The sequence below is a fragment of the Dactylosporangium sp. NPDC000555 genome (genome assembly GCF_040300025.1).
Classification (GTDB): Bacteria; Actinomycetota; Actinomycetes; order Mycobacteriales; family Micromonosporaceae; genus Dactylosporangium.
Genome location: NZ_JBEPDB010000085.1, coordinates 20,372 through 37,465, shown reverse-complemented (window position 1 = coordinate 37,465; position 17,094 = coordinate 20,372). Strand labels below are relative to the sequence as shown.

At 71.2% G+C, this 17,094-nt stretch carries 12 protein-coding genes and 1 pseudogene; 8 read left to right on the top strand and 5 right to left on the bottom strand.

Going from position 1 to position 17,094, the window contains the following annotated elements; all coding sequences use genetic code 11:
- Window positions 1-114: 114 nt before the first annotated feature.
- The 5 genes and pseudogenes from ABT297_RS35165 to ABT297_RS35145 form a co-directional block, all read left to right on the top strand.
- A pseudogene (locus ABT297_RS35165) lies at window positions 115-1,225 on the top strand (magnesium and cobalt transport protein CorA); the annotation flags it as partial.
- Between the two features lie 86 nt (window positions 1,226-1,311).
- On the top strand, window positions 1,312-1,887 hold the full coding sequence (locus ABT297_RS35160) for a hypothetical protein (protein WP_350556798.1): 576 nt from the start codon (window positions 1,312-1,314) through the stop codon (window positions 1,885-1,887).
- Window positions 1,888-1,896: 9 nt separating this feature from the next.
- Window positions 1,897-2,616, top strand: coding sequence for a hypothetical protein (locus ABT297_RS35155; RefSeq protein WP_350556797.1), 720 nt, complete (start codon window positions 1,897-1,899; stop codon window positions 2,614-2,616).
- A 282-nt stretch (window positions 2,617-2,898) separates the two neighbouring features.
- Window positions 2,899-4,956, top strand: coding sequence for a DNA gyrase/topoisomerase IV subunit B (locus tag ABT297_RS35150; RefSeq protein ID WP_350556796.1), 2,058 nt, complete (start codon window positions 2,899-2,901; stop codon window positions 4,954-4,956).
- A 40-nt stretch (window positions 4,957-4,996) separates the two neighbouring features.
- Entirely contained in the window at window positions 4,997-7,483 is a 2,487-nt protein-coding gene (locus ABT297_RS35145; RefSeq protein WP_350556795.1) for a DNA gyrase/topoisomerase IV subunit A, read from the top strand.
- Window positions 7,484-7,825: 342 nt separating this feature from the next.
- Here the strand turns inward: ABT297_RS35145 and ABT297_RS35140 are convergent, their stop codons facing one another.
- From ABT297_RS35140 to ABT297_RS35125, 4 genes are all read right to left on the bottom strand, one after another.
- Window positions 7,826-8,530 carry a hypothetical protein gene (locus ABT297_RS35140; RefSeq protein WP_350556794.1) on the bottom strand — a complete coding sequence of 235 codons (705 nt, stop codon included), beginning with the start codon at window positions 8,528-8,530 and terminating at the stop codon, window positions 7,826-7,828.
- Between the two features lie 167 nt (window positions 8,531-8,697).
- Complete coding sequence (locus tag ABT297_RS35135; RefSeq protein WP_350556793.1) at window positions 8,698-10,227, bottom strand: FtsX-like permease family protein; 1,530 nt, start codon at window positions 10,225-10,227, stop codon at window positions 8,698-8,700.
- Window positions 10,224-10,922, bottom strand: coding sequence for an ABC transporter ATP-binding protein (locus ABT297_RS35130; RefSeq protein ID WP_350556792.1), 699 nt, complete (start codon window positions 10,920-10,922; stop codon window positions 10,224-10,226). The genes ABT297_RS35135 and ABT297_RS35130 overlap by 4 nt, the downstream gene beginning before the upstream one ends.
- Window positions 10,919-11,461 (bottom strand): PadR family transcriptional regulator, encoded by a 543-nt coding sequence (locus ABT297_RS35125; protein WP_350556791.1) that lies wholly within the window; start codon window positions 11,459-11,461, stop codon window positions 10,919-10,921. The genes ABT297_RS35130 and ABT297_RS35125 overlap by 4 nt, the downstream gene beginning before the upstream one ends.
- A gap of 139 nt (window positions 11,462-11,600) precedes the next feature.
- On the opposite strand from ABT297_RS35125, the gene ABT297_RS35120 reads away from it, so the two are divergent.
- From ABT297_RS35120 to ABT297_RS35110, 3 genes are all read left to right on the top strand, one after another.
- A complete protein-coding gene (locus ABT297_RS35120) occupies window positions 11,601-12,533 on the top strand; it encodes a sulfite exporter TauE/SafE family protein (protein ID WP_350556790.1) in 933 nt (310 codons plus the stop codon).
- A gap of 18 nt (window positions 12,534-12,551) precedes the next feature.
- Complete coding sequence (gene pgi / locus ABT297_RS35115) at window positions 12,552-14,186, top strand: glucose-6-phosphate isomerase (RefSeq protein ID WP_350556789.1); 1,635 nt, start codon at window positions 12,552-12,554, stop codon at window positions 14,184-14,186.
- A gap of 69 nt (window positions 14,187-14,255) precedes the next feature.
- Window positions 14,256-14,969, top strand: a complete 714-nt coding sequence (locus ABT297_RS35110; protein ID WP_350556788.1) for a hypothetical protein — start codon at window positions 14,256-14,258, stop codon at window positions 14,967-14,969.
- Window positions 14,970-15,081: 112 nt separating this feature from the next.
- Here the strand turns inward: ABT297_RS35110 and ABT297_RS35105 are convergent, their stop codons facing one another.
- The gene (locus ABT297_RS35105) at window positions 15,082-17,055 is read right to left on the bottom strand and encodes an ABC transporter ATP-binding protein (RefSeq protein ID WP_502885695.1); all 1,974 of its coding nucleotides are present in this window, start codon (window positions 17,053-17,055) and stop codon (window positions 15,082-15,084) included.
- Window positions 17,056-17,094: the final 39 nt, after the last annotated feature.

The window sequence follows — 17,094 nt, the reverse complement described above, 5'->3', positions numbered from 1 at the left end:
CTTGGCGGCGGATCAGCTTTCCCTGTCCTGCTCCGCAGGGGTTCCGTTTCCTCTCCGGCCTGAAGGCCGGAGTATCCACGGAAGGAATCTGATGAGCAACCCCGAGGTGAGCGCCGGCGCGAAGGCCGGCCGGCGGGTCGGGCGGCGGGTCGGGCGGCTGATCGGCCGCGTGCTGCAGCGCCTCCAGCCGCCGGAGCGCCTGCCGCACCTGCTCCCACGGCCCGAGGAAGAGGCGGCGGTGATGGACTGCGCGCTGTACGTGCGCGGCAGCCGCCAGCCGGGCCACCCGTCGTTCGCGGACGCCTACGCCGCGGCCCGCCGCCGGCGCAACGGGTTCGTGTGGCTCGGGCTGTTCGAGCCGACCTCGGCGCAGTTCACCGCGATCGCCGAGCTCGTGGGCGTGGACGAGGCGACCGCCGGCAAGACCCTGGCGGTGGATCGGCGCCCGGCGATCGAGCGGTGCGGGGACGTGACGGTGCTCACGCTGCGCACCGCGCGGTACGTCGAGCATGCCGAGCTGACCGCGACCTCCGAGGTCGTCGACACCGGCGCGGTGACGCTGCTCATCGGCCGGCACTTCGTCGTGTCGGTGCGCCACGGCGGGGCCGGCGCCCTGGCCGACGTGCGGGCGCGGCTGCAGCAGCGCCCCGCCCTGCTCGGGCTGGGGCCGTGGGCGGTCGCCTACGCGGTGATCGAGCGGATGGTCGAGGTGTACCACGACGTGGCCACCCACGTGGAGCAGGACGTGGAGAAGCTCGAGGAGACCGCGTTCCTGCGCGACGGCGGCTGCGACGTGCAGCAGATCTACCAGCTCAAGCGCGAGCTGCTGGAGTTCAAGCGGGCGGTGCTGCCGTTGCGGCAGCCGCTGCGGCGCATGACCGATCCCTCGTCCGACGTGCCGCCGGCCCTGCGGCAGTACTTCCAGGACGCGCACGGCCGGCTCAACCAGGTGGTGGAGCGCATCGGGTCGTACAACGAACTGCTCGACTCGATCCTGCAGGCCAGGCTGGCCCAGGTCGGGCTGGACCAGAACAACGACATGCGCAAGATCGCCGCGTGGGCCGCCATCGCCGCCGTGCCGACCGCGATCGCCGGGATCTACGGCATGAACTTCGACCACATGCCCGAGCTGCACTGGCGGTACGGCTACGGCCTGGTGGCCGCGATCATGGCGTGCGCGATGGTGACCCTGCACCGGCTGTTCCGCAAGTCCGGCTGGCTGTGACCGGCCGCGGGCGGGCCATGCCGCCGAAATGAGCGCGCGGACGCTGGCCGGTCGTACTACGGTGAACGCGACTCGGGGGAGGCAGCATGCGGGTGTCCACGCAGGTCCGGCTGGTCCACTGGTCCGTCACGGCGGCGGCGGCGCTGCTCGCGGCCGACGCGGCGCTGTCCGCGGCGGCGCTGACGCACCTCGGCCGCCGGCAATTCCGGCTGATCTCCGTGGCGCAGCTCGACCGGGTGCACACCGACCTGGTCAACAATCTCACGGTGGCGGCGGTGTCCGTCCTGGTGCTCGCGACGATCGCCGTGTTCATGCGCCGCCCGTCCAACAAGGTGCGGGTGGCGGTGTGGGTGGCCGCGCCGCTCATCGCGCTGACGACGCTGTGCTTCCTGGTCGGCGGGCCCGAGTGGGCGGTGGCGCCGACCGGCGAGGAGCCGGCGGCGCTGCGGGCGGAGTACGCGCAGGCGGTCCCGTCCTGGTACACGGGGCCGCACGGCGTCGCCGGTCTGATCTCCGTCGCGCTGCTGATCTTCGTCGCGGTGTTCCTGCTCCGCGCCGACCTACGCGAGTACTACATGGACGGCGGCTACGACGCCTCCCGGCCGTACAAGTCCTGGGTCGAGCGCGCCGGCGCCCGTGACGCGGGTCACGACGCGACGTAAGGTGTCGCGGTGAGCGATGCCTCGCCCCCGTCCGGTCCCGCACAGGGACCGCGGCCGCCAGCCTGGAACCGGCCGCCGCAGCCGCCCGCTCCCCCCGTCCCGCCGCCGCGGCCGGTGCCCGCCGGCGGATACGGCATTCCCCCCGGACCGCAGGCACCGATCGCCGCGCGCATCCCCGAGAACCAGCCGTTCGTCGCCCGGCCCAGCGCGCTCAAGCGCGCCCTGGTCATGGTTCCGATCGCCGTGGCCGCCCTGCTGGTCGTGGGCTGCCCGGCGGCGCTGGTGTTCACCGCCGCCGGGCCGAACCACACCAGCGGCGACCTCGTCGCGCTCGTCGCGCTGATGGCCTGCCTGGCGGTCGTGCTCGGCAGCACCATCGGCGCGCAGATCCTCCTGGCCTCGTCGGGCGGCCCGCTGCTGGCCGCCGGGCCGGCCGGATTGTGGATCAGGACCCGGCCGACCCGCGGGCAGGCGATCTGGCTGCCGTGGGAGGGCATCGAGCACATCCGGCGCCGTCGCTGGGGACTGGAGAAATTGGTCGTGGTGAAGCCGCGCGACCCCCGCGTCGAGGGCGGTCTCGGCGCGTTCACCGCCCTGGACTCGGCGATGGCGAAACTGTTCTACGGCTCGGGATTCACCGTGACGCTAAGCTTCGCCGACCGCTCCGAGGACGAGATCCTGGCCGCGTTGCGGGAACTCAGCGCGGGCCGGACGCCGTTCACCATCTGAACCGGGACCCGGCGCCGTGCCACGCCGTCCCGCGTGGCGGTCGGCGGGTTCGGGATTCGGGCGAAGTAGTATGCGAGGTCGTTGTACACGTGTTCGATGCCACGGTGCGCCTCGGCGAGGCGGTGCGCGGACCCCGTTCGCGCCGGGTGGGACTGTGGGCGCGATCACGGCGTTTCAGGACTCGCGGCCCGAAACGGGGCGAGGGCGACGCGAAAATGTCAGACCCTCCGGTTACGCTCGCGGGCGGCACAGGGGAACAGGACCAATGGGAGACGAGCCGAGTTGACCGCACAACCCGAGACCCTCTACGGGGCTGACAACCTCACGCTCCTCGAAGGGCTGGACGCTGTCCGCAAGCGCCCGGGCATGTACATCGGCTCGACCGACAGCCGCGGCGTCGCCCATCTGTTCAACGAGATCGTGGACAACTCGACCGACGAGGGCATCGCCGAGCACGCCACCCGGGTCGAGGTGACGCTGCACGCCGACGGCTCGGTCCAGGTCGACGACGACGGGCGCGGCATCCCGGTCGACGTGCACGCGAAGTCCGGCATGTCCGGCGTCGAGCTGGTGCTGACCCGGCTGCACGCGGGCGGGAAGTTCGGCGGTTCGGGATACAAGACCTCAGGCGGCCTGCACGGCGTCGGCGCCTCCGCGGTCAATGCCCTGTCCACCCGCTTCGACGTGACCGTGCGCCGTGACGGCAAGGTCCACCACATGGCGTTCCAGCACGGCGTGCCGGGCGAGTTCGACGGGCCGGGCGCCTCGGCGAGGTTCACCCGTCGCGGCGGGCTGAGTGTGCAGGGCCGGATGAAGCGCGGCGCGTCGACGGGCACCTCGATCCGTTACTGGCACGACCCCCGCTATTTCGAGACCGGGGCGGCGCTGGACCCCGAGGCGGTGCGGGCGAAGCTGCGCAACACCGCGTTCCTGGTGCCGGGCGTGACCTACGTGCTCAAGGACGCGACCCAGGGTTCGATCACGGCCGAGACGTTCCACTACCCCAACGGCCTGTCCGACATGGTGGAGTTCCTGGCCCCCAGCGGCGACAAGCCGGTGTGCGGCACGCTGCTCATCAACGGCGAGGGGCGCTACAAGGAGAACGCCGCCGACGAGAACGGCGTGATGAAGGCCAACGTCGAGCGGCGCGCCGAGGTCGAGATCGCGCTGCGCTGGGGCACCGGCTACGACCGGGTCGTCGAGTCGTTCACCAACACCATCCGCAACATGCACGGCGGCACCCACCGGCGCGGCTTCGAGCGCGGCGCGCTGCGGGCGCTGACCGACGCGATCCGCAACACCCGCGGCCTGCTGCGCCCCAAGGAGGACCTGCCGACCCTCGACGACGTGCTCGAGGGCATGACCGCGGTCATCCACGTGCGCATCCCGGAGCCGCAGTTCACCTCGCAGACCAAGGACGAGCTGTCCACCGCCCCGGTGACGCGGGTCGTGCAGCAGGTCGTCGAGCAGCACATCAAGGCCTGGATCGAGGCGCGCAAGACCAAGACCGAGGCGCGCACGGTGCTGCAGAAGATCGTCGACGCGGCGCGGGTGCGGCTCACGCAGAAGCAGCAGAAGGACGCGGCCCGGCGCAAGACGGCCCTGGAGGGCGCGTCGATGCCGGCGAAGCTCGTCGACTGCCGCTCCACCGGCGTGCATCGCAGCGAGCTGTTCATCGTCGAGGGCGACAGCGCGCTGGGCACCGCCCGGATGGCGCGCTCTTCGGAGTATCAGGCCCTGCTGCCGATCCGCGGCAAGATCCTCAACGTGCAGAAGGCCAACATCCAGCAGGTCCTCGACAACACGGAGTGCTCGGCGATCGTGCAGGTGCTCGGGGCCGGCTCCGGGCGCACGTTCGATCTCGAGTCGATGCGCTACGGCCGGATTCTGATCATGGCCGACGCCGACGTCGACGGCTCGCACATCCGCACGCTGCTGATCACGCTGTTCGCCAAGTACATGCGACCGGCGATCGCCGACGGCCGGCTCTACGCCGCCGTCCCGCCGCTGCACAAGATCGTCACCAAGGGGCGCAACCCGGAGACGATCTACACGTATACGCAGCAGGAGATGACCGGCACCGTGGCCCGGCTGGAGAAGGCCGGCAAGCAGGTCGTGACCCCGATCCCGCGGTTCAAGGGCCTGGGCGAGATGGACGCCGAAGAGCTGTGGGAGACCACGATGAACCCGGCGACCCGGGCGGTGCGGCGCATCACGCTGGACGACGTCGAGGCCGCCGAGGAGGTCCTCGAGCTGCTCATGGGCGAGCGGGTCGAACCCCGGCGCAACTGGCTGATCGACTCCGCGACGCGGGTCGACCAAGAGACCATCGACGCCTGAGACAAGACGCCTGAGATAACTGGAAGGCCGGCACTTCACCATGGCACGCAAGAGCACCAAGGCTGTCAAGGCCGATCTGTCCGCGTTCGATCAGGCGGGCGCACGGGTGCTGGACAACCCGCTCACCACCGAGGTCGAGGACTCGTATCTGGAGTACGCGTACTCGGTCATCCACTCCCGGGCGCTGCCGGACGCGCGGGACGGGCTCAAGCCCGTACACCGGCGCATCCTCTTCTCGATGAACGAGCAGGGGCACCGCCCCGACCGCGGGCACGTGAAGTCCTCGCGCGTCGTCGGTGACGTCATGGGCAAGTACCACCCGCACGGCGACAGCGCGATCTACGACGCCATGGTCCGCATGGCGCAGGACTTCTCGCTCAACGTCCCGCTCATCGACGGGCACGGCAACTTCGGCTCGCCGGACGACGGGCCGGCGGCCTCGCGGTACACCGAGGCCCGGATGTCCCGCGAGGCGATGCTGCTCGTCGGCGGACTCGACGAGGGCACCGTCGACTTCCGGCCCAACTACGACGGCTCGCTCGAGGAGCCGGCGGTCCTGCCCGCCGCGTTCCCCAACCTGCTCGTCAACGGCTCGTCCGGGATCGCGGTCGGCATGGCCACCAACATGATCCCGCACAACCTCGCCGAGATCGTCGCCGCGACCCGCTGGCTGATCAACCACCCGAATGCCACGCTGGACAAGCTCATGGAGTTCGTCCCGGGGCCCGACCTGCCCACCGGCGGGCTGCTGCTCGGCCTCGACGAGGTCCGCAGGGCCTACGAGACCGGCCGCGGCGTGGTGCGCATGCGCGGCCGGGTGGAGATCGGCCTGCTGGAGGGCAGCCGGGGGCGGCAGGCGATCACCGTGACCGAGCTGCCGTATGGTGTCGGCGCCGAGAAGGTCATCGAGAAGATCAGCGACGAGGTCAACAAGACCAAGCGGCTGCAGGGCATCGCCGATGTCAAGGACCTCACCGACCGGGAGAACGGCACCCGCCTGGTCATCGAGTGCAAGGTCGGCGTCAACCCGCAGGCCCTGCTCTCCGACCTCTACCGGCTCACCCCGCTGGAGCAGTCCTTCGGCGTCAACAACCTGGTGCTGGTCGACGGGCAGCCGCAGACGCTGGGGCTCAAGACGCTGCTCGAGGTGTTCCTCCAGCATCGATACGAGGTGGTCACGCGGCGCACCGAGTTCCGCCGCAAGAAGCGCCAGGACCGGCTGCACCTCGTCGACGGCCTGCTCATCGCGCTGCTGGACATCGACCGGGTGATCGCGATCATCCGTGACAGCGACAACGCGGCCGCGGCCAAGGCGGGCCTGATGGGCGAGTTCGGCCTCACCGACATCCAGGCCACCTACATCCTCGACACCCCGCTGCGCCGCCTCACCCGCTACGACCGCATCGAGCTCGAGGCCGAGCAGCAGCGGCTCAACGAGGAGATCGCCGCGCTGAGCCAGATCCTCGACGACGAGAAGGTGCTCAAGAAGGTCGTCTCCGACGAGCTGGCCGCCGTGGTCAAGGAGCACGGCCAGCCCCGGCGCACCACGCTCATCGACGGCGACCTCAAGGAGGTGCTGGCCGCGTCGGTGCCGGCGGGCCCGCTGGAGGTCACCGACGACCCGTGCCAGGTGCTGCTGTCCGCGACCGGGCTCGTGGCGCGCACCGCGGCCGAGTCCGAGGAGGCGCCGGAGGGCAGCCGCAAGGCCGGCCGCGACAAGCACGACGCGGTCCGCGCGATCGCGCACACCACGGCCCGCGGCCAGGTGGTGCTCGTCACCAGCCGCGGCCGCGCGTTCAAGGTCGACGTCCTGCCCCTGCCGGTCCTGCCCGAGCAGCCCGGCACGGTGTCGCTGCGCGGGGGCATGTCCACCGCCGAGCTGGTCCCGCTGGAGTCCGGTGAGACCGTCGTCGGCCTGGCGCCGCTCGCCGATCGCGACTCCGGCTCCCCCGGCCTGGCCCTGGGCACCCGCGCCGGCATGGTGAAGATCTGTGCCCCCGAGTGGCCGGTCCGCGCCGACGAGTTCGAGGTCATCGGCCTGCGCGAGGGCGACGAGGTCATCGGCGCCACGTGGCTCGCCGACGGCAACGAGACCCTGGCGTTCGTGAGTTCCGACGCCTCGCTGCTGCGCTTCCCGGCATCGCTGGTGCGCCCGCAGGGCCTGAAGGGCGGCGGCATGGCCGGCATCAGCCTGGCCGCCGACACCCAGGCGATCTTCTTCGGCGCCGTGACGACCAAGGACCCGCAGCACGGCGAGCCCATGGTCGTCACCGCGACGATGGGCAACGCGAAGGTCACGCCGCTGCGGCTCTACCCGGCCAAGGGCCGCGCCACGGGCGGCGTCCGCGCCCAGCGCTTCCTGAAGGGCGAGTCCCACCTGGTCCTCGCCTGGATCGGTCCCCGCCCGGTGGCCGTCAACACAAAGGGCGACCCACGCGACCTGCCCGCCGCCGACGGACGGCGCGACGGCTCCGGCGCCCAGTTGCGTGCCCCGGAGCTGGTCGGCCACCAGGTCGAACGCGGCTGACCCCAACCGCCTCACCCAACCGCAGGCCACCCCGGCCGCGCCGCGGCTACCAAGCCCGACGCGGCCGGCCCCGCCTCCGGTCCCCCCTCAGCCCAGCGTGGCCCGATCCAACCCCGCCCGGTGCCGCCCCAGCCCAGCCCAGCCCGGACCGTCACCGCCCGGTGCCGCCCCAGCCCGTACCGGCTTGCCGGCGGCAGCTCACCCGCTTCAAAGCCGGTCGTCGTCTCCGACGCGCGCCGGCCGGAGCTCGACACCGCCGGCGCTCGTCGCGCTGCGTGGGTTGCCATGATCGTGGAGAGAAAGTACTGGCAACGCCGTTGCGTTGACCGTCGAGTGGATCGGTCAAGCGGCGACGACTGCGGCGAACGGCGTTGGTGGATCGGATGGCGTGCCAGCGAGCGCGCCCAACGATGTGCGCGCATGCCGGGCGATCGGTCGTTGTGGCCTCGTGGCTGCTGCATACGGCCGGCGGGGGCCGAGTGCTGGCAGCCGAAGCCTGTCAGGATGTCCGGCATGTCTGATCGCGCGTTGCGTTTCGGAGCGGTGGCGGAGGCGTACGAACGGTACGTTGCTACCACCGAACCGTGGCTCGTCCCACAGCGTCTGGTCGACGATCCGGTCCTGGGGCAGTGGCCGCTGCCGCGTCAGCTCGGCGAACGCGGGTAGCCAGCCGGCGTGCGGCGCCGAGCTGACGAGTACCAGCCCGGTCAGGTGCGCCTCCAACTCCGGTACCGACAGCAGGTACATGCCGCCCGTCGAGTGCCCGACGAACACCGCCCCGGGCAGCGATCGGGCGGCCTCGAGCAGCACGCCCGGCCACCCGGCGAAGGGATCCTCGCCGCCGCCCGGCGCCGCCGTGTTGGAGCCGTCGCGGGGCAGGTCGACCAGCCAACTCGCGCCGGGCACCTCGACCGCGGCGACGAGGCCCTCCAGGCTCTCCGAGCCGATGCCCGGGCCGCCCGGCAGGAACAGCCAGTTGCCGCTCCCCTGCCGGCTGCCCGCCGCCCGCAGGCGTATCCCCGATGGTGTCCAGAACTCCGCGCGCATCAGCCGCTCCATCCACCCACCGGTGCACAGTCGGCGACCGCCCGCGACGAGATTTCCGAGCGCCGCTCACCGGCGCCGAGCCCGTCGTCACGCCCGGCACGCGCCGACTCGCCGCACCTCCGGCGCGGCCCGCGTCCAGCGTGGCCCCAGGACACACCCCGCTGCCGTCAGTCGGCGCGCAGTTCGGACGGGTTGGTGCTGGACCGCTGCAGGAGCAAGCTCGCCGCGATCACCAGGAGAACGGCCAGCAGGGAGGCCGACGCGATCGCCCCGATCTCGCCCCACGGCACCGGGGTCTGGAAGGTGTGCGTGACACTGCGGTACTCCATATAGTTCCCAGCGTCGTCCCCGGCGCACTGGGCAGGCGTCCCGACGCAGACCGGCCCGCCCCAGCCGGCGGTGGCGGTGGCGGTGAATGAGCGCATCGCGAGCATCCCGGCCAGGCCCGCGATGGCGATGCCGGGCACGGCGGGTATGAGGACCCGCCAATACATCGCACGGGCCAGGACGGCGCGCGGGGTGCCGCCGGCCACCAGCGCGGCGATGGCGCGCCGGCGTGCGACGCCGGACTCGACGAGTGCGATCAGCAGGGTGAGGGCCGCGACGCCGATGATGCCGAGCAGGACCGCGTTGACGATGTCGTGGACGTCCGAGCGGAAGGCGGCGGTGCCGCTCAGATCCGTCGACGGCGTGCCGTAGGCGAGGGCGGCATCCCGAATCGCGGCGGCCCGCACCGCCACCTCGGTGAGCATCCAGGAGTGCAGCATCATCCCGGCGGCGCCGAAGGCCGTGGTGACCAGGATGACGGTGTAGCTGCGGCTGCAGTCGTACGGATCGGCGAGGACCTGGCGGGCGGCGATCAGCGCGCTGGGGCGCCGGGTCACGCGCAGCAGCAGGCGGGCACCTGTGTATCCGATCCAGGCCACGGTGAACATCAGCCCGAGCAGCACCAGGATCGTGCAGGCAAGCAGCACGAGGATCAACAGGTTGTACGCCTGGGTGGGGTCGAGCCGCCCCTGCCTCACGTACTCGCTGCGCATCGCCGCGCTCATCCCGGTCATGCCGGCCAGGCCGAGCACCAGCAGCAGCATGGGCCACGCGCGGACCCGTTGCTGACGACTCTGGCGCACGACGCCGAACGGTGTGATCGCCACCCGGCGCAGCAGCACGACGGTGAGGAGCGTCGCCAGCAGCGGCACACCGATCACGATGCCGATGGCGGCCGGACGGGTTGGCAGCACGTCGGTCGGCAGGGGACGTCTCCCGTCCGGTCCCGGGTTGTCCAGCAGCACCCGACCCGCGAAGTAGGCGGCCGCACCCAGCGCTGCCCCGATCGTCGCGGCCAAGCCGGTCTCCACCGCGGCGATCCACCCGATCTGAGCCGGCGATGCGCCGGCCATCCGGAAGGCCGCCAGCCTGCGGTCGCGCGCGGGCGCGCCGAGCCGGGCGCTTTGCGCGACCAGAAACATGATCGGGATGCTGAACAGCAGCATCGCCAGCACCGTGTTGGGAAGGATGGTGTTGGCGGTGAACATCCTGCTCTGATAGCGGCCGGATTCGGGCTCGATCGTCATGACGGTGGCACAGCACAGCAGCACCAGCACGGCGACGGCCGCGCCGGCGGCGGTGATCGAAACGCGAGCCCGGTCGGTGCGGGTCCCGGCGAACGCGAACCTGAGGACGCCGGCGGGCCTCACCGGGCCTCCCCGGAGATCGTGACCCGGCCCCCGGTCTCCACCCGGCCGTCGCGCATGGCGATCTCGCGGTCCGCGTAGGCGGCCACCTGCGCGCTGTGGGTCACGACCAGCACGGTGGTGCCGTGCTCGCGGGCCAGCCGCACAAGCTCGACCATCACCTGCTCGCCGGCGAGACTGTCCAGCGCCCCGGTGGGCTCGTCGGCGAAGAGCACCTCCGGCTCGGTGACCAGCGCGCGGGCCAGCGCCACTCGCTGTTGCTGTCCGCCCGACATCTCGCCGGGCCGCTTGCCGCCCAGGCCGCCGATGCCGAGCCGGTCGAGCAGCCGCTGGGCTCGCACGGCGGCGTCCCGGTACCGCAGTCCGCCGAGTTGCAGCGGCAGCGTCACGTTCTCGATCGAGGTCAGTTCCGGGACGATCTGGCCGAACTGGAACAGCACCCCGAACGCGGTCCGGCGCAGTCGCGAGCGGGCCGCCTCGCTCTCGGTGGTGAGGTCGCGCTGCTGGAAGTGGACGCTGCCCTGGTCGGGGCGCAGAATCCCGGAGAGGCAGTGCAGCAGCGTCGACTTGCCGCAGCCGCTCGGACCGGTGACGGCCACGGTCTCGCCCCGGCCGATGGTCAGCGACACGTCCCGCAGCGCCGCGGTCTGCCCGTACCACTTCTCGATGTTCTTCGCCTCGAGGATGGCAGTGTTCACGCGAGCACCTCCGAGCGGAGCTGGCCGATCCGGTCCAGCGTGGTCGCCATCCACCGAAGGTCCGCGTCGAGGTGGTTGAGCAGGTAGTCCGCGGCGGCCAGCTCGGTCACCGTGGCACCGCCGCCGGTCTTGACCCTGGTCAGCTCACGCATCCGCTCCAGATGGACGGTGCGCTGCGTGGCGAGGAACGACCGGGCGGCCTCCTCGTCCGGCGCGACGAGGAGCGCGACGATGACCTTGACGAACAGTTGCGCCGAGACGTGCGTCGCGGGCTGAACCGCCTGGCTGAGCCACTGGTCCAGCTCGGCCCGGCCCTCGGTGGTGAGCCGGTAGGCCACCCGGTCCGGCCCGCTGACCCGCTGATGCTCCGCCTCCGCGATGTATCCGTTGCGCAGCATCCGGGCCAGGGTCGTATACATCTGCCCGAAGGCGAGGGGCCTGACCCCCAGCAACCTGCGGTCGTGCTCGCGTTTGAGCTCGTATCCATGGCGGATTCCCTGCGAGGCGAGGATGCCGAGCAGGGAGTGCGTCGTCGACATGTGGCTCACTATTCCCTGTGGGAATAGCTGCCGTCAAGCGACTCGGACGTGGCCGGCAGGGGCGTGATGCGCGTCGAATTCCCCGTATTGTCGACTTAGTTGGTGGACAAAATTGACTCGAGTCGGCAAACTTTTCGGGATGGACCCACTGCTGGCCTTCGCCGGGCTCGGTGTCGGCGTCATCGTCGGGCTGACCGGGATGGGCGGCGGCGCGCTCATGACGCCGATCCTCGTGTTGTTCTTCGGCGTGCCGCCCCTCGCGGCCGTCTCCAGCGACCTGGCGGCCAGCGCGGTGATGAAGCCGTTCGGCGGGTTCGTGCACGCGCGGCGCGGGACGGTCAACTGGGCGCTCGTGCGATGGCTGTGCCTGGGCAGCGTGCCCAGCGCGTTCCTCGGCGTGCTGCTGATGCGGGCGATCGGCGGGGGTGACCAGGTCCAGGACGTGGTGCGCACCGCGCTGGGCGTCGCCCTGCTGCTGGCCGTCGTGGGCCTGCTCCTCAAGGCGTACCGTGGCAACGGGTCCACCACCGGCGACGGTCCGGCGCCGATCCGGATCCGGCCGGTCCCGACGGTGCTGCTGGGGGCGCTCGGCGGCCTCGTGGTCGGCATGACCTCGGTCGGGTCGGGGTCGCTGATCATCGTGATCCTGCTCGCGCTGTACCCGGCACTGCGCCCCGGCGACCTGGTCGGCACCGACCTGGTGCAGGCGATCCCGCTGGTGTTCTCCGCCGCGCTCGGGCACGCGCTGTTCGGCGACCTCAAGCTCGACCTCGCCGCGGCGGTGCTCGTCGGGTCGGTGCCGGGCGTGCTCATCGGGGCGCGGCTGTCGTCCCGGGCGCCGGCCGATGTCGTGCGGGCAGCCCTGATCATCGTGCTCATCGCGAGCGCGTTGAAGCTGTTCGAGGTACCGACGGGAATTGTTCTTCTGATCGTCGCCGCGGCCACGGCGATCGCCGTCGCCGCCGGGGTGCGCCGGCGGGGGCGGGAGCGGACGGTGCCGCAGGATGTGGACACCGACGACGAGCCAAGCGCGGACGGGGCAGAATCAGCGAGTGGAGTGGTACCACGCTGACTCGCTAGGAGTTTCCTGATGCCTCGGCTCAACCATCTGCCCGAGTGGTCCGCGCTGGCCAAGCACCGCGCGGAACTCGGAGAGGTGCACCTGCGCGACCTGTTCGCCGAAGACCCCGACCGGGGCAGCCGCTACTCGCTGCGGGTCGGCGATCTTTACCTGGACTACGGCAAGCAGCTGGTCACCGAAGAGACCCTGCAACTGCTGCGGGAGCTCGCGGCGGCCCGCGGCGTGTTCGAGCTGCGCGACGCGATGTTCCGCGGCGACAAGATCAACTTTACCGAGCACCGGGCCGTGCTGCACACCGCGCTGCGGGCGCCGCGGGACGCCGAGATCTACGTCGACGGCGAGAACGTGGTGCCGAAGGTGCACGCGGTGCTCGACCGGATGGCCGCGTTCGCCGACCGCGTCCGCTCGGGCGAGTGGGTCGGGCACACCGGCGAGCGGATCACCACGATCGTCAACATCGGCATCGGCGGCTCCGACCTGGGCCCCGCGATGGCCTACGAGGCGCTGCGCGCGTTCACGGACCGCTCGCTGGCGTTCCGGTTCGTGTCCAACGTCGACGGCGCCGACCTGCACGAGGCCGTCCGCGATGCCGACCCGGCCCGCACGCTGTTCATCGTGTCGTCCAAGACGTTCACGACGATCGAGACGATCACCAACGCGACGGCCGCGCGCAAGTGGCTGGTCGAGGCGCTCGGCGACGAGGCCGCGGTGGCCAAGCACTTCGTCGCGGTGTCGACCAACGCCGCCGAGGTCGCCAAGTTCGGCATCGACACGACGAACATGTTCGAGTTCTGGGACTGGGTCGGCGGCCGCTACTCCTACGACTCCGCCATCGGCCTGTCGCTCATCATCGCGCTGGGGCCGGACGGGTTCCGCGCCATGCTCGACGGGTTCCACCTCATGGACGAGCACTTCCGCACAGCGCCGCCCGCATCGAACGCGCCGCTGCTGCTCGGCCTCCTCGGGATCTGGTACCGCAACTTCCACGACGCCCAGACCCACGCCGTGCTGCCGTACAGTCACTATCTGTCGCGGTTCACGGCATACCTGCAGCAGCTCGACATGGAGTCCAACGGCAAGTCCGTCGACCACGAGGGCAAGCCGGTCGAGTGGGTGACGGGCCCGATCGTGTGGGGCACCCCCGGCACCAACGGCCAGCACGCCTACTACCAGCTGATCCACCAGGGCACCGCGCTCATCCCCGCCGACCTGCTGGGCTTCGCGCGCCCGGTGGCCGAGCTCGGCGACCTCGGCGGCCAGCACGACCTGCTGATGGCCAACCTGTTCGCGCAGGGCCAGGCCCTGGCCTTCGGCAAGCCGTCGGAGCAGGTCGCCGCGGAGGGCGTGGCGGAGGCCGAGGTGCCGCACCGCACGTTCCACGGCAACCGGCCCACGACGACGATCCTGGCCGACGAGCTCACGCCGTCGGTGCTGGGCCAGCTGATCGCCCTGTACGAGCACAAGGTCTTCGTCCAGGGCGCCATCTGGAACATCGACTCGTTCGACCAGTGGGGCGTCGAGCTGGGCAAGGTCCTGGCCAAGCGCATCGAGCCGGCGCTGACGTCGCCGTCCCCGGACCTGTCGGCCCTGGACTCGTCGACCGCGGCGCTCGTCGGCCGCTACCGCGAGCTGCGCGGCCGCTGACCCCTTCCCGCGCGGGGCGGTCGCCGACCGCCCCGCGCCCGGCGACTGCGTCCGGGCTAGCCTCGCCGAGTGAGTTTCAGCGCCTACGCCAGCCTCGTTCGCTGCCCGACGCCGCTCTATCGACACCGGCTGGTGGCGTTCCGGTCTTGCGTGCAGCTGTACCAGCCGATCGGCTTCCACGCGAGCCTGAGTTACCTGGAAGCGATGGCTGGGCCGTTCGAGCGCGACGAGGCCGCATTGCTGCGCGCGCTCGACATCCTGTGCGCGAGCCGGGCTGCCTGGCACGCCGCGCTGCGCGAGTACGCGGCGCAGCGCCGCGCCGCCAAACGCCGGGGGCAGCGAAGCCCTCACCCGAACGATCCGAATCCGAGTCATTTCCCTGGATTCTGGTACGGTGCGCCGCGCCAGGCCGCCGTGCACGCCTTGACGTTCTGGCGTCGCGACCGCCTGCCCGCGCTGCTGGCCTCGTCCGACCCGATCGCCGCACAGGTTGACTCGTGTGTCACCGCTTTCCTTGCCGCCGGCGGGTCTCTCACACCCGATCAACGGCAGCATCTGACGGACGCCGTCGACGCGCTCCAGCGCCGGCTTCAGACCGGACTGCGGCATGACGACGAGCCCGCCTACGTTCGGACGGTGGATCTGTTGCGGGTGGCTTGGCTCGTCCGCACCGCCGCCGACACCGCGGAGTCCCTGCGTACGCGGTTTCCGATCACAGAACCTGACGGGCGAAGGCCGCCGTGGAGCGTGTCCCCAGGCCGGCGACGGATGCCTGACGAGTGATCGGGGGACGCCGACCCGCGCTGACCGCCGCGCCGCCCGCGAACGCGACGCCGTGGGTGTGCCACGGTCCGGGTCGCGTCGCCGGCGGTGCGGCGGTCGTCCATGCGCGCGGTCAGTCGACCTCGACCGCGGCGGCGGCGAACTGGGCGGAGTACAGGCGGGCGTAGGCGCCGCCCCCGGCGAGCAGGGAGTCGTGCGTGCCCTGCTCGACGATGCTGCCGTGCTCCATGACCAGGATCAGGTCGGCGTCGCGGATGGTGGACAGGCGGTGGGCGATGACGAAGCTCGTCCGGCCCGCGCGCAGGGTGCTCATCGCGCGCTGGATGAGGACCTCCGTGCGGGTGTCGACGGAGCTCGTCGCCTCGTCCAGGATGAGGATCGTCGGCTCGGCCAGGAACGCGCGGGCGATCGTGATGAGCTGCTTCTCCCCCGCGCTCACCCCCGCGCCCTCCTCGTCGAGGACCGTCTCGTAGCCCTCGGGGAGGGTGCGCACGAACCGGTCGGCGTGCGCGGCCTCGGCGGCCGCGACGATCTTCTCCGGGGTCGGGTGATCGGCGCCGTACGCCAGGTTCTCCGCGATCGTGCCCTGGAACAACCAGGTGTCCTGCAGCACCATGCCGATCTGTTCGCGCAGTTCGTCGCGCGACATCGTGGCGATGTCGACGTCGTCGAGCAGGATCCGCCCGCCGGTCAGGTCGTAGAACCGCATGATGAGGTTGACCAGCGTGGTCTTGCCGGCACCGGTCGGACCGACGATCGCGACGGTCTGGCCCGGCTCGACGCTCAGCGACAGGTCCTCGATGAGCGGCTCCTCGGCCTTGTAACGGAACGAGACGTGCTCGAACGTGACCTTGCCGCGGACCTGCTCCGGGCGGACCGGCGCGGCCGGCTCCGGGGTCTGCTCGGCCGCGTCGAGCAGCTGGAACACCCGCTCGGCCGAGGCGACGCCGGACTGCACGAGGTTGGCCATGCTGGCCACCTGCGTCAGCGGCTGGGAGAACTGCCGGGAGTACTGGATGAACGCCTGCACGTCGCCCAGCGACATCGTGCCGGAGGCCACGCGCAGGCCGCCGACGACGGCGACGAGCACGTAGTTGAGGTTGCCGATGAACATCATCGCGGGCTGGATCAGGCCGGAGATGAACTGGGCGCGGAACGACGATGCGTACAGGGCGTCGTTGTGCTCCCCGAACGTGCTGGCGGCCTCCTCCTGCCGGCCGAAGATCTTCACGACCGAGTGGCCGGTGAACATCTCCTCGATGTGGCCGTTGAGCCGGCCGGTGCTCGCCCACTGCTTGACGAACTCCGGCTGGGACTTCTTGCCAATGCGGGCGGTGAGGAACACCGACACCGGCACGGTGACCAGCGCGATGACGGCCAGCAGCGGGGAGATCCAGAACATCATGCCGAGGACCGCGATGATGGTCAGCAGCGACGTGAGCAGCATGCTCAGCGACTGCTGCAGCGTCATCGCGATGTTGTCGGTGTCGTTGGTGGCGCGGCTGAGCACCTCGCCACGGGGCTGCTGGTCGAAGTAGCTCAGCGGCAGCCGGGCGAGCTTGAGCTGGACCTGCTCGCGCAGCCGGAACACGGTGCGCTGCACGACGACCGTGGTGAGCCGGGCCTGCAGCAGGCCGAAGATCCAGGCGAAGAGGTACACCACCGCGACCCACAGCAGGACCCGCTGGAGCCGGTCGAAGTCGATGCCCCGGCCCGGCACCAGGTTGCTCATGCCCGTCAGCAGGTCGGCGAAGCGGTCGTTGCCCTGCGCGCGCAGGGCCTCGATCGCCTGCTCCTTCGTGCTACCGGCGGGAATCCTCTTGCTGACGATGCCCTCGAAGATGACGTCGGTGGCGTGGCCGAGCAGCCGTGGGCCGATCACCGACAGCACGACGCTGGCGATGCCGAACACCAGCACGATGGCGACGATGAACCGGTCGGGGACGAGCATCTTCAGCAGCCGCTTGGTGGAGCCCTTGAAGTCCTCGAGCTTCACCGGCGGTCCGCCGCCCATCATCATCCGGCCGGGGCCGAATGCCGGACCGGCGGGACGCGCTCCGCCCGCAGGTCTGCTTGGTGCCGTCATGCCGCCGCCTCCGCTTCGCTCCGGCAGCGGCACAACGTG

What these genes read in the sequence shown, in the direction of transcription:
- ABT297_RS35120 (WP_350556790.1), top strand. Translation starts at nt 11,601, where the DNA reads ATGGACCCACTGCTGGCCTTCGCCGGGCTCGGTGTCGGCGTCATCGTC.
- ABT297_RS35125 (WP_350556791.1), bottom strand. Translation starts at nt 11,461, where the DNA reads ATGTCGACGACGCACTCCCTGCTCGGCATCCTCGCCTCGCAGGGAATC.
- ABT297_RS35105 (WP_502885695.1), bottom strand. Translation starts at nt 17,055, where the DNA reads ATGACGGCACCAAGCAGACCTGCGGGCGGAGCGCGTCCCGCCGGTCCG.
- ABT297_RS35160 (WP_350556798.1), top strand. Translation starts at nt 1,312, where the DNA reads ATGCGGGTGTCCACGCAGGTCCGGCTGGTCCACTGGTCCGTCACGGCG.
- ABT297_RS35145 (WP_350556795.1), top strand. Translation starts at nt 4,997, where the DNA reads ATGGCACGCAAGAGCACCAAGGCTGTCAAGGCCGATCTGTCCGCGTTC.
- pgi (WP_350556789.1), top strand. Translation starts at nt 12,552, where the DNA reads ATGCCTCGGCTCAACCATCTGCCCGAGTGGTCCGCGCTGGCCAAGCAC.
- ABT297_RS35140 (WP_350556794.1), bottom strand. Translation starts at nt 8,530, where the DNA reads ATGCGCGCGGAGTTCTGGACACCATCGGGGATACGCCTGCGGGCGGCG.